Source organism: Pseudomaricurvus sp. (assembly GCF_965662505.1).
Taxonomy (GTDB): domain Bacteria; phylum Pseudomonadota; class Gammaproteobacteria; order Pseudomonadales; family Cellvibrionaceae; genus Pseudomaricurvus.
The window spans coordinates 1-13183 of sequence record NZ_CBFIHX010000042.1; the positions used below are offsets into that span (position 1 = coordinate 1).

10 protein-coding genes are annotated in these 13183 nt (G+C 48.2%); 5 read left to right on the forward strand and 5 right to left on the reverse strand.

The genetic code is table 11. The annotated features are described in order from the left end of the window. Both ACTG33_RS07720 and ACTG33_RS07725 read right to left on the reverse strand, forming a co-directional pair. Positions 1-607 (reverse strand): response regulator (locus ACTG33_RS07720; RefSeq protein ID WP_439134624.1); only part of this gene is annotated, 607 nt, incomplete at its 3' end. After that, on the reverse strand, positions 604-4080 hold the full coding sequence (locus tag ACTG33_RS07725; protein ID WP_439134625.1) for an ATP-binding protein: 3477 nt from the start codon (positions 4078-4080) through the stop codon (positions 604-606). The genes ACTG33_RS07725 and ACTG33_RS07720, both read right to left, overlap by 4 nt. A 397-nt stretch (positions 4081-4477) precedes the next feature. Here ACTG33_RS07725 and ACTG33_RS07730 point away from each other — a divergent pair, with 397 nt between their 5' ends. From ACTG33_RS07730 to ACTG33_RS07750, 5 genes are all read left to right on the forward strand, one after another. After that, complete coding sequence (locus ACTG33_RS07730; RefSeq protein ID WP_439134626.1) at positions 4478-5884, forward strand: aminotransferase family protein; 1407 nt, start codon at positions 4478-4480, stop codon at positions 5882-5884. Positions 5885-6601: 717 nt separating this feature from the next. Next, positions 6602-7726: a hypothetical protein gene (locus ACTG33_RS07735; RefSeq protein WP_439134627.1), complete on the forward strand. Its 1125-nt coding sequence runs from the start codon at positions 6602-6604 to the stop codon at positions 7724-7726. Between the two features lie 171 nt (positions 7727-7897). Continuing rightward, positions 7898-8242, forward strand: a complete 345-nt coding sequence (locus ACTG33_RS07740; RefSeq protein ID WP_439134628.1) for a hypothetical protein — start codon at positions 7898-7900, stop codon at positions 8240-8242. A gap of 18 nt (positions 8243-8260) precedes the next feature. Next, a complete protein-coding gene (locus tag ACTG33_RS07745) occupies positions 8261-8956 on the forward strand; it encodes a C39 family peptidase (protein ID WP_439134629.1) in 696 nt (231 codons plus the stop codon). Between the two features lie 69 nt (positions 8957-9025). Further along, positions 9026-9922 (forward strand): hypothetical protein, encoded by an 897-nt coding sequence (locus ACTG33_RS07750; protein ID WP_439134630.1) that lies wholly within the window; start codon positions 9026-9028, stop codon positions 9920-9922. 17 nt (positions 9923-9939) lie between these two features. On the opposite strand, the gene ACTG33_RS07755 is transcribed toward ACTG33_RS07750, so the two are convergent. The 3 genes from ACTG33_RS07755 to ACTG33_RS07765 form a co-directional block, all read right to left on the reverse strand. After that, a complete protein-coding gene (locus ACTG33_RS07755; RefSeq protein ID WP_439134631.1) occupies positions 9940-11046 on the reverse strand; it encodes a hypothetical protein in 1107 nt (368 codons plus the stop codon). Between the two features lie 18 nt (positions 11047-11064). Further along, positions 11065-12441: a sigma-54-dependent transcriptional regulator gene (locus ACTG33_RS07760; protein WP_439134632.1), complete on the reverse strand. Its 1377-nt coding sequence runs from the start codon at positions 12439-12441 to the stop codon at positions 11065-11067. Between the two features lie 487 nt (positions 12442-12928). Then, the coding region (locus ACTG33_RS07765; RefSeq protein ID WP_439134633.1) for an inorganic phosphate transporter at positions 12929-13183 on the reverse strand (255 nt) is incomplete at its 5' end.

Below are 13183 nucleotides of genomic sequence, written 5' to 3' on the forward strand. Positions count from 1 at the left end.
CCAGCTTTTCCAGTTTTAACTTCTGTTGTGGTTGAGGCTTGTGATGCAGCCAATATCTCAGTTCATGACTGAAAGTATCCTGCAATTCAGCTGCGGGAATGTCTGATTGGTTGATCAATTCACGAACCTGGGGTGTTGCCCATAACAGCTGTCCATCATGATCCACTGTGAGCAGGAACTGTCCGGTTGAATCCAGAGCAGTGTGGGCGCTGGTTGTCAGCCGCGCATTGTTCAGGTGCACTTTCATCCGCGCGAGCAATTCGTTGGGTTTAATGGGCTTGGTCAGATAATCAACTCCGCCAGCCTCCAGTCCCTGAACGATATTCTCCGTTTCACTCAGGCCCGTCATAAATATGACCGGGATGCCTGCCAGAGCCGGGTCAGCTTTTAAGCGGCGGCAGGTCTCAAAGCCATCCATTTTAGGCATGACCGCATCCAGCAAAATCATATCAGGACGTAAGCGTTGAGCAATGGTCAGCGCTTGTCGACCTTCCAGTGCAACCAGTACGCTGATATTGGCTTCTTCAAGAACGTCACTGATTAAACTGAGTGAGTCGGGGGAGTCGTCTACCACCAGTACAATGTCTTGTTGAGTTGAGTCCGTCATGCGGGGTTGGTCTCCAGAAGAATCTCCAGTTGCTCGAACTGCATGGCGTGGGCAAGTTCACGCAAATGTTTTAATTCGTCAGGGCGTAGGATACCGGATGTTTGTATTTCGTCCAGTGTGTCCAGAACGCCTTTGCGGTGGGCGATTTGTACGCAATTCGTAAGTTGAACAATCAAGGGGTGATCCACGATGGCTTTGAAGTCAGGAGTACTGCTGACGATGGTGGTGGGTTCTTCAGTGACTTTCGAAGGCTGATCTTCCGTTGTGCCATCCTGATATTGCCACTCGAGCTTTAGCAGGTGGCCGAGTTTCTCCAGCAACAGCTGATTGCGAATTGGCTTCACCATGTAATCATCGTGCGGTGTTTGTCGGTCTGCAGTCTCGGACTGAACGTAGGGATCCAGAGGGTCCCGGTGGCGTTCATTGGCCTCCGCGGACAGCATCAGTATGGGGGTTTTATACCCTTGCCGGCGCAGGTCTGTAGCCAGTTCGAAACCGCTGACTTCAGGCATGTTCACATCGAGAACAAAACAGTCTGGTTGAATGGAGTCCAGTTGCTGAAGCCCATCGGCTGCGCAGGTTGCTTCGATAACGTTGAAGCCCAAGGGGGTCAGAATATCGGTTAACAAGCCGCGATTAACGGGATCGTCATCCACAACCATGATGGTTTTTTCTGTGCCGTGATAAGACTCGATGGTTCTCTGTGGGGGCGCTGCTTCTTCAGGAGCATTGACCCACGACAGCATCATGGCAACGTTAAAGCAGCTGCCTTCACCCGGTGTGCTTTTGATGTCGAGGTTGCCACCCATGATTTCGGTCAGTAACCGGACAATGGTAAGTCCCAGGCCTGTGCCCGGGGTGTGAGGAGTGTTGCTGTTACGGACTCGTTCAAACGGAGTAAATATTCGTTCGATGTCTTTCTTGTGAATACCGATGCCGGTATCGATCACCGAAAACTCGGCGACCTGATTTCGGTAGTAGACATGGAAGTCGACCCGCCCTTCATCGGTGTACTTGACGGCGTTTGACAGCAGGTTGATTAATATCTGCCGCAGTCGTTTTTCGTCCGTGATAACCACTTTGGGCAATCGATGATGCAAGTGAAAGTGAAATGCGAGGCCTTTCAGTTGAGCTTGTTGGGTAAACATCTGCACCAGCTGATCCAGCAGCTCGGGCAGACGAACCTGGTTGCGGTAAATGTCCAGCCGTCCGGCTTCGATTTTGGAAATGTCCAGCAAGCCTTCAATGAGTCCAGCCAGATGTTCTCCACTGTTGCGGATGATGCCGAGTGGGTGTTGATGTTGTTGCGGGATGTCGTCTTTTTGAGAGAGCAGTTGTGCATAGCCCAAAATTGACTGCAACGGAGTTCTCAGTTCGTGACTGATCCCGGACAGATAGCGGCTCTTGGCATTGTTGGCTCTCTCTGCCAGCTCTTTAGCTTCCTGCAGTGCTTTGTCGGTTTCCTGGTGAGCGTCAATTTCATCGATCAGTAAACGAGTTTGTCGATTGGATTCCTGCTGGGCAACCAGCCGGCTTTCATGGGCCAGCAGTATCAGCCAGGAAATAACCCCCGAGATGATCATCAGAGCATAAAAAATCATCCAGATTGTGGTTCTTAGCAGTTCTGCGGTGGGTTCGGAATCCGGTTTTAGGTGTGAGTAAATCAGGGCTAAAAAGGCACCGTTTAACAGCGCTACCGAGATCAGGATAAAGACAAAGCGGGAGATGCGTGAGTTTAGAGCTTCGACAACGGATGTCGGCGCAAAACTGGTCAGCCAATGGTTGAGCTGAACTTTTAAGCGGGCATCGGGTTTGCAGCTGTCGAGACAGCGGGCATCCAGAGAACAGCACAGCGAGCAGATAGCGCCCTGGTACGCCGGACAGTGGCTCATGTCCTCGTATTCAAAATCGCTTTCACAGATACAGCAGCGCAGTGTCACCGGTTCGCCGGCCACTTGTTGAATGGATGTTGACTGCTCCTCGGCGTGTAGCTCATAAAACAAAATGTCTTCTTGTGGACGTGCCAGATAAAAGCGGCCTTTTGTCAGCCAGGCGATGAGCGGTACCAGAACAAAACAGGCGGCAAGGCTGATGAAGTGAGCTAAATAGCTGGCGTTATCGCCGAAATAACCGAGGTAGCAAATAATCCCCAGAGCAGAGGCCAGTATCATGGAGCCGACGCCAACCGGATTGATGTCATACAGGTGTGAGCGCTTGAATTCGATCAGGGGTGGGCTGAGTCCCAGTGGTTTGTTGATCAGCAAATCGGCGGCGAGAGACGCCAGCCAGCTCAGCGCGACAATGGCAAAGACCCCCAGAATCGCTTCCAGAACACGGTAGACCCCCATTTCCATCAAGATTAAGGCGATGGTGACGTTAAACACCAACCACACGACGCGGCCGGGGTGACTGTGCGTCAATCGGGAAAAGAAATTGGACCAGGCAATCGAGCCTGCATAGGCATTGGTAACGTTAATTTTCATCTGCGAAACGATGACCAAAATACCGGCGAGAACCAGAGAGACCGTGGGCGAATGGGTGAGGTAACTAAACGCCAGTTGGTACAGGTACACGGGATCGGTGGCTTTGTCGAAAGGCATGGCCAGGGTAAACGCGAGATAAGCCAAAAATGATCCCAGCAGCATTTTAATCATACCGACAAAGATCCAGCCGGGGCCAGACAAGATCAGCCAGAACCACCAGCGGAACCGGTTCTCAGTCGTTTTTGGCGGCATAAACCGCAGGTAATCCACCTGCTCACCAATTTGCGCCACCATGGCAAAGAAGATTGAGACCGAGGCTCCAAACAGCATCAGATCAAAGCCTTCGACGCTCGCGTGTTGTCTCGGGGCAAAATCGACCCAATTGTCGAGTCGGTCAAATTCGTAGAACACAACTGCCGCCAGCGCACCACATTGCAAAATCAGCCAGAGAGGTTGGCTGCCCACCTGAAAGCGACTGATGGCTCTGATGCCGTGGGTCACAATCGGGACCACCACCAGAGCGCTGATGATATAACCAATCCAGAGCGGGATGGAAAACAGGGCGCGGAGTGCCGAGGCAAAAATGGCTGCCTCAATGGCGAAGAAGATGAAGGTAAACGACGCATAGATCAGCGACGTGATCGTCGACCCGAGATAGCCAAAGCCGCCCCCGCGGGTCAGCAGGTCAATATCCAGACCATGTTTGGCTGAATAGTATGAAATCGGAAATCCAATAATGAATATGGCGACACTGATGGCCAGCATGGCCCATAAGGTGTTGATGAACCCATATTGCAGGGTGGTCGCTGCGCTGAGCGCTTCCAGCGCCAGGAATGCCGTAGCCCCCAGTGCCGTCATACCAATGTGACTGATACTCCAGCGGCGAGCCTTCTTTGCGGTGAAGCGCAGGGCGTAATCTTCCAGTGTTTCGTCACCGACCCATTTGTTGTATTGGCGCCTGACCCGAAATATTGATTGTGTGGCCCGCATGGGCGAATTCCTTATTGGTATATCTGGTGTTGCACTGTCTTGGTGCAGTTGTGGTTCCGGGTTGGTGTCAGCCCCGAGTCTGGGGGAGTCGCCACTCAAGGAGAGAGTAAGACGCAAAAGACGCGCCATTTTAGCAGACATGATCCGGAGGGCGGAGTTTACGGTGGATTCTATTCAGATTGATGATTGAGCTGAGCGGTAATCAGGCCAGTTTATCCGGGTTAACTGTGCTGGTCTGATCAATAGGTTCGGGCTGGTTCTTTGGTGGTTTTGACGGCCTGATTAACATGAGTTTTATGGATTTGGATTTCTATAAGATTCGTCGTTACTGACTCAAAATCCAGAAGAGCTCCTCGCACCTGATCGAGCTCTAACAAACGTCTTAGTTGAGGTGAACATGTCTGATTGGAAAGCCGGCAGCGCCATTGCCGATGAAATGGAAAGCAGAGAGGTTTCTGCTAAGGCGGTAAAACAGGATGCGCAACACGTTTGGCACCACCTGACGCATCATGCCGGGCAGGAATCTATGATGATTGTCAGAGGTGAGGGGATGAGGGTTTGGGATGCGCAGGGGAACGAGTATCTGGATGCTGTCTCTGGCGCAGTGTGGACTGTCAATGTGGGTTATGGGCGCAAAGAGATTGCCGATGCAGTGCATGCGCAGTTGATGACCATGAATTACTTTGCTCAGACGGCTGGCAACATCCCGGCAGCTCAGTTTGCGGAACGCTTATTGGAAAAAATGCCCGGCTTAAGTCGGGTGTACTATTCGAATTCCGGCTCAGAAGCGAATGAAAAAGCGTTCAAAATGGTTCGCCAGATTGCCGCGAAGAAATATGGCGGTAAAAAACATAAGATTCTGTATCGCGAGCGGGACTATCACGGCACTACCATCAGTTGTCTAAGCGCCACCGGCCAGTTTGAGCGTAAAAACCAGTACGGACCATTTACGCCGGGTTTTGTCGAGGTGCCTCACTGTTGCGAGTACCGTTCCCAGTGGGGAGAGGTTGATGATTATGGGATGCGCGCCGCCAATGAAATTGAGCGCGTAATCCTGGAGGAGGGGCCAGATACCGTCGGTGCCATTTGTCTGGAGCCGATCACTGCGGGGGGCGGCGTTATTGAGCCGCCTGAAGGATACTGGCCCCGTGTGCAGGAAATCTGTAAACAATATGACGTCTTATTACACATTGATGAAGTTGTGTGTGGCTTGGGCCGGACTGGAGCCTGGTTTGGTTATCAGCATTATGGTATTGAACCGGATTTTGTCACCATGGCAAAAGGCGTTGCATCCGGTTATGCGGCAATTTCCTGTACGGTAACCAACGAAAAAGTATTCAACTTGCTTCAGGATGATGATGGAGATAATCGAATGGATTATTTTCGTGATATCTCGACTTTTGGAGGATGTACCGCCGGACCTGCCGCCGCTCTGGCCAATCTGGAAATTATAGAACGGGAAGAACTGCTCAAGAATGTTCAGGTGCAAGGGGCATACTTGCGTCAAAAGCTCCTGACATTAAAGGATAAGCATCCTGTGGTGGGGGATATACGGGGTAAAGGATTGTTTATGGGTATCGAATTGGTTAAAGATCGCATAACCAAAGAGCCCGTCGACGAATCTGTCGCTATGGCCGTTGCCGGTGATTGTATGAAGCAGGGGGTGATTATTGGTCGAACCAATCGATCATTTAAGGAATTCAATAATACGCTTTGTTTAAGCCCGGCGCTGATCGCTACTCATCAGGATATTGATACCATCGTTAATGCCATTGATCATTCTTTAGAAAGACTGCAGAACTGATTTTCCCAGTTTAACCGGAAATCCTTTATGAAACCCTGAATTCCACGTTGTTGGGATTCAGGGTTTTTTGTTAAATCCCGTTTTATAAACGTCCAAAGGTTGTTAGCTGTCAGGTTATTATTTCATATCTTATTTCTGTTCTGGGGTGTTTGTCGCCCCAATTCTTTATTTTACGAGAAGCAAGGCATCCTAATCTAAAAGAATTTTAAGGGAGTGTTTTGGTAGTTCTGGTTGTCTAAAGAGATCTTTCTCTAGGTTTAAGCGAAGGGTTAGATTTTTAGTGCTATCGGTTTTTCTTTATGTCTTTAAAGTTTTAGCTTTATGTTTTTTTAATAAATAGCAATTGTAAATATTTAGTTACAGATAGAAGGGGGCTAAGTAACTTATTGTTAATTAATGGTTTTATCGCTGAGTTTATCTATGGTTTTTTTGATGTGTTAGTTCTTGTTTACACATTTTTATAAAACTCCTGATGTCCTTGCGAGGTGTTAATACATTAAAGTGTTCCTCGAGATATTAATTTCCTTTAAAAACAATGAGTTGATGGCTTGGTAACACTCTATGGCACGCATGCTGCAATTGACTGAGTCGTGGAGGGAATCGCGACGAAAATTATTTTGCTGTTTCTTTTCCATGTAAACGAAAGAATTCCTCTTCTGAGGAGTTTGTTTTCAATGTGAAACAGGTAATTGAGTTTATTATCAGGAGATCAAGGCTATGAATTTTAAACGTAAAATTCTAACTGCTGCCGTGGCAATGAGCATGTGTGCGGGTTACCAGGCGTTTGCAGATTTGGATAACAACAATACAGCTGCATTGGGTGCAGTTGCATTCGATGATGGAAGTAACTCTCAAAACTGGACCGATAATTCAGACAATTCGGACAGCTCCACGAGTGATTCCAGTGCGAATGCCAACGATTCATTTAAGAGTTCAGACTCTTCGGATAATTCAGATAATTCAGACAGCTCTGACAATTCGATGAACGACGACAGTGTGAACACCAATGATTCATTTAAGTATTCAGACTCTTCGGATAATTCGGATAATTCAGACAGTTCTGATAATTCGATGACAGACGATAGCGTCAATACCAATGATTCATTCAAGTATTCTGATGCATCGGACAACTCGGATAACTCGGATAATTCAGACAACTCAAACAACAGTGATCAGAACAACACTGATGTGGGTATTGATGTCGCGGATTCTTTCCAGGATAACGACGATAGTTCCGACAATTCTAACAACAGTAATCAGAACAATACTGATGTTGGTATTGATGTGGCGGATTCATTCCAGGATAACTCTGACAATTCCGATAGCTCCGACAACTCGGACAGTTCAGACAACAGCAATGATGTGTCGGTGGCTGATTCCTTCCAGGATAATTCCGATAATTCTGATAACAGCGACAATTCAGATAATTCGGACAATTCCGACAACTCCGACAACAGCAATAATCTGGCTATCACTGATTCGTTTAAGGATCAGTCGGATAATTCAGATAACTCTGACAACAGTGACAGCTCAGATAACAGCGACAACTCCATGACGGATAATTCCAACAACTCGGATAACAGTCTGACCAATGTTGGAAACAATACGCTGACTATTGGAGATATTAGCTTGTCATCAGCGGTTAACACTTCGGATCTGGATGCCTCTGTCACGGGTGGAACCTTCCTTGGTTCGATTGTTGCGAACGGCAGTACCATTGACAAAAGCAATACCCTCAATGGCGGTGTGAGCTCAGCCGGTATTACTGTGATTAACCAAAATACCGGTGCCGGTAGTGCGGTTCAATCCTCTGTGGCGGTTCAGTCAAACTTACAACTGTAGCCCTTTATACCAACACATCTCCGGCATGATGCTTGAGATGTGTTGGTTCTTTTTAAGGCGGTTGTTCAGTGTTCTGATGTCAGGATTCTATTGATGATTGCTCTGGATTGTTGCCAAAGGTGATCACCGTAGGTCCGTATGGAGGCGAATGTGAAAAGGACTAACAGCGCAATGCCCGTCTCGCTGGTGCTACTTACGGGAGTTCTGGCTCTATCCCCAGTGGCCTATTCAGAAAGTAATAAAGATATTATTTTCTTAGAAGAAAGCGCCATCAGCAAGCAGGACTTGTCAGCCCAAAATGGGAAATCTGATCTAAACTTACAGTTCCAGGTTAATGATTCTGATCAAAATGCGTTGTTGCAGAACAATACCTTGAACAACGCAGTCACAGGGGATAACTCGATATCGGAAAACGCCTTATCGGGTGCGTCGGGCATTTCGACAGTTATTCAAAATACCGGTAATCAGGTCATTATTCAGGGCACCACCATGGTCAATGTATTGATTAACCAGTGAGAGCCTGTGTGAGGAATCATGAAAAAATTACCGCTGTTGAGTGCAGGGTTTATCTTTCTGACTCTGTCTATCCCCCCGCTGTTTGCCGGAGGCATGATGTTACCCGGATTGGGTTCAACATACCATGTCAAAGTAGAAAGCTATAAAGAACGGAAATTCCAAAATGTTATAAAGCAGCAGTATGACTTTAGCTGTGGTTCTGCAGCGGTTGCCACACTTCTGACCTATCACTATGACTATGAAATTACGGAACAGAAAGTCTTTGAAGAGATGTTCAAAGTGGCTGATCGTGAAAAAGTGAAGCGAGAAGGCTTTTCGATGTTGGACATGAAGGTGTTTTTGGAATCTATTGATTTCCTTTCGGACGGCTATCGATTGCCTCTGGAAAGGCTGGATCAGGTTGCCAAAGTGCCCGCGATCACCATTATTAACACCAATGGTTACAACCACTTTGTTGTCATTAAAGGCGTTCGTGAGGGTCGTGTGCTGGTTGCCGATCCCGCTGTAGGGACCCGCGTCTTCGATCAGGAAGAGTTTGAGAAGAGCTGGAACGGATTGGTTTTTCTGATCCGAAATCATGCTGATAAAGGGCGGCTGGCTTATGATACAGACAGTTCGTGGGAAGCCTATTCCAAAGCGAACTATGCCAGTGTATTAAACAACAAAAATTTGGCTCAGTTTACGTTGTCACTGCCACGAGCTTCAGAGTATTAGTCACACGCGGCTGAGTACTAGGTATGAATCATGGACAGGATAAGCAGGTTTACCAGGAAGGCAACTGCGTTGACGGTAACAGGCTGTTGTTCGTTCTACTGTAGTTATGGCTTTACCAGTGTAGAGAACAACACCAGTGTAGAGAACAACGACCTTCTTTCGCTATCAGAATCCCCATTATCATTGCAAAATCTGGATCGTCAGCGCGGCGGTTTTATTGATACCAATGGCTTTAAGCTTAACATCGGGCTTGAAAAAGTTGTTCTGGTCGATGGCGTTATTGCAGCAAGATCGCGCTTGGTGATTCCGGATATCAATCTTAAGCCGAATATGTCTCAGGCAATGGCCTCTGCGAAGGGGAATATGGCAGAGTCCAAACGTGCTACGAAAGAAGCCATGGACGGCGGCAGGCAGAAACTGGCACTCTCGATGGACGCCATTAACCAGATCTTTGGCAAGGGAGGAGGGCAGGCTGTTTTGGATGAGCGTGCGTCAAGCCCACAAGATAAAGCCGCCGCACGTTCGGTCTCTGACAGTCTTAACGCCATTAATTCAGGTTTGGCCCAGTCAAAGAGTAGAAATCAATCGGCAAGTGGTGCATCCGTTGATGTGAGGTCTAATGCTCAGACCGGGGTCAGAACTGATAGCGCGACACTCAGTTTGGCAAATACCCGTCAGGCTTCGGTGAGCCAGCCCGTTCCTGCAGTGACATCATCGGACAACGCCTCTCGATCCAAGCAACCGATGCAATCCATACAATCATCAATACAACCCTCGATGATGCTGAATCAGGCTCTGACGCAAGTGAGCCAAGTTGGCAATACGACGTTGATCCAAAATTCAGCGGATAATCGTTTGATTCAAACCGTTCAGGTGTTGAATGTTGAACTCTCCAACCTTTCAAAATTGCGCGGTCAGAGAATTCAATCCCGCATGCTGCCGCAAATGATTCAATACAGCCGCTAGTATCATTCTGGTTGAATTTAAAACTGAAAAGGAGCCCGGATGGATATTTGCACATCAGGGCTTTGTTCTGTGACGCCGACTGCGACCGATAGGTTGATGGCATCGCCGCCGAAGACCTGCTGGGAAATACCAAATAACAAGCTGCCGGAGTGGTAGGTGTCAAACTCGGCATCCTCCAAATCGGGTGCAAGCTCTACGTTGGTTTTGTCGATGATGTTGTGTTCATAGCCGATACTGAACGAGGTTCGTTCATTAATGGAAAAGCCCATCCCGAAACTGAATCCAATGATGTCCCCGGGATCAATTTCTCCACCATATTCGGTGCCTTTATCATCCTTCTGATTCCACATGTAGCTGATGCTGCCATATAGCACGGCTGGATCGGTGGGGTAGAGAACGGTGAGGCCTGGTTGTATCCCCCAGAATCCTGAGCCGGTAGGTTGTTCGTCGAAGGCTATACCAATGATTGCGCCATCGGGGGTGACGATGGGTCGTTGATCAAGATCGAAAATACTGGTGCCGGTATCGCTTTTTACCCGCAGGTTGGCAATAAAAAAAGGCATGCCGTCCAGGCCATCGTTAATCTGATAATTCATGGACATCTCGATATCACCCAGCCCGTCACCGCTGGTATCGCTGATGATATCGACGGGAGTACCATCAAATACCTGCCGCTCGCGAATGCTCTCGTCGATCTGAATGTAAGGGACTTTTAAACTCACTTCCAGTCTTTGCGTCAGGCCATAGCGAGCTGTCAGGGAGTAACCGAAAATATCTCGCTCCGCCTGACTGACATTAATTAAACCCACGAGTAGAGCTGGCAATATTGTGACACCTTCGATGGCGACGATGGTGGAAGAACTGTGGGTGTAGGTGAAAGCCGGCTCGATAATAAACGTACCTTTTGACGTTAGAACGCCACGACTTTCAATCGTGCTGCTGACGACTTCGCTGACTTGTTGATTGCGGTCCTGATTGTTCGGGGCAACAGACGTTGTGGTTTGCGCTTCTTCCTGGCTCCATCCCTGTGAGCTAAACAGTGCAAGTGCCAAAACGGATAGAGTGTAAGTTGCTTGTTGGGTGAGCGACTTGTTGTGCGATGTTGAAGGGTGAAATGTCATCATGTGTCTCCTTGACGATGATCAAAAGCGGGACCTCAAGCTTTCTGGTGAACTGTTTTTGGGGTAGAGATTGTGGCGGGCGATCAATTTGTACAGTGTAGGGCGTGAAACTTGAAGCAGGCGAGACGCTTCGGAAATATTGTTCTGTGTGTAATCCAGAGAGGCTTTGATAATATCGGCTTCGGCCAGCTCCCGGGCTTTGAATAGAGTCAGAGTGGATCGTTTGTCGCCGATGTTTTCCAGTCCAAGATCTTCGTCAGTTATTTCATTGCCACTGCTCATCATCACGGCTTTAAATACACGGTTCTTGAGTTCTCGTATGTTGCCGGGCCAAGAGTGCTTATGGATGGCTTTTAGTGCCCGAGGTGTAAAACTCAGATTTCGACTCTGTTTAACACGAAACTCTTCCAGAAAATACTCTGCGAGCATTACTGGATCCTTCTCTCTTTCCCTGAGTGGGGGCATGTGTACGCTGAGAACGTTTATTCGGTAGTATAAGTCCTCACGAAAGCTTTGTTGTTCAATGGCATCTACAAGATTCACATTGGTGGCAGCTACAATGCGAATGTCCACTAGGATATTTTTTCTGCCGCCGACACGTTGAATCACGCCATCTTGTAGAAATCGCAGAAAGTTTACTTGCTGGTTGAGGGGAAGTTCGCCAATTTCATCCAGAAACAGCGTACCTTTGTGTGCAGACTCCACCTTACCAATTCGCATATCTGTGGCGTTGGTAAAGGCCCCCTTTTCGTGACCGAACAATTCTGACTGAATCAATGATTCAGGAATGGCGCCGCAGTTCACTGCAATAAACGGCCCGCGACGACGGCTGGATTGTTGATGAAGTTCTCTGGCGACCAGCTCTTTTCCGGTACCGCTTTCTCCGGTAATAAGTACCGGAGCGTCAGCACAAGCGGCTCGTTTAATCATGGATTGAACGGATTTTATCTTGTTGCTGGAACCGATGAGTGTGGTCGTCGAGTAGGCTCCGGTCGTGTGTGTTTTGTCGCGTCTGAGGCGAGCCATACCCAGCGCGTGACCGATCGAGTGGTTCAGACGAATTTTATCGGCGGGCAGCGTGTGGTAATCAAACGCCAGGTTGGCAATCAGTTGGCGAACGTTGGGTTCATTAAGGCAGGGTTTGTCCACCAGAGCAACCCAGGGTATGTGAGCGTTGTGGCGAATAAATTCGGCAATGTCATCCGTTTCGGAAGTCGAGGCGTTCTCAAGCAGACGAACAAATCCAATGGCCGCCTGGTTGTTGGAGAGTGTGACGGGCGTTATGACAGGTTCTTTGACTGGCTGAATGTTCCAGTCTGGTAGCAGGTATTTAAGTTGATGGTCGTCCTGAAGTGTGAGGCTGCCCAAGTACCAAATATGTTTGTTGTAATCATCCATACAAATATCCCTTTTATATTTTATGTCTTTGCAGATGTTGCAGCATCCGGCTGTAAAGTATCCTGCAAAGAGGTTTAACCCGTTATTGTTCTGTGTCGTTATCTAACGCTATTCTTTGAAGTTCTTCTTTGAGCTGTGTAGAAGGATAGACGTGGCTTATGAAAAGGGTAAATATGTTTTATCTATTAAAAAATTATTTGATAATTCTTGTAACAATGTTTTTTGAATCACTGCTGTGGTGTGAGCAATTGTACAAAGTGTCAGGGTGGGACGATAACGCTGGAAGAGGTATCTGGTTTTCACAAAATGCCGATTGATAATATGAGGTTATCGCGTAAAGCATTCTTTCTTTGTGGTGTCGGGGAAAAGTTTGTTCTACAGGATCTTTAGGCAATAAAAAAGACCGCGATAGCGGTCTTTTTTATTCAGAGGGTTTCCGGCTCTTCTCAGCAGTAGAGAGGAGTGCCCAGATGGGGATTTCGTTGCGTTAGCTGAAGATTCCCTTGAAGAAAAAGAAAAACAGAAGGGCAAGTCCGGCGCCAGCAGGTAGGGTAATGACCCAGCTGGTGAAAATGGTGCCAATAACGCGCATGTTAATAGCGCCAATACCGCGAGCGAGCCCTACGCCCATGACCGCACCCACCAGAGTGTGAGTGGTTGATACGGGAAGCCCGGTGCCTGATGCCAATACGACCGTTGCAGAGGCGCCCAATTCAGCGGCGAAGCCTCGGCTGGGGGTCAG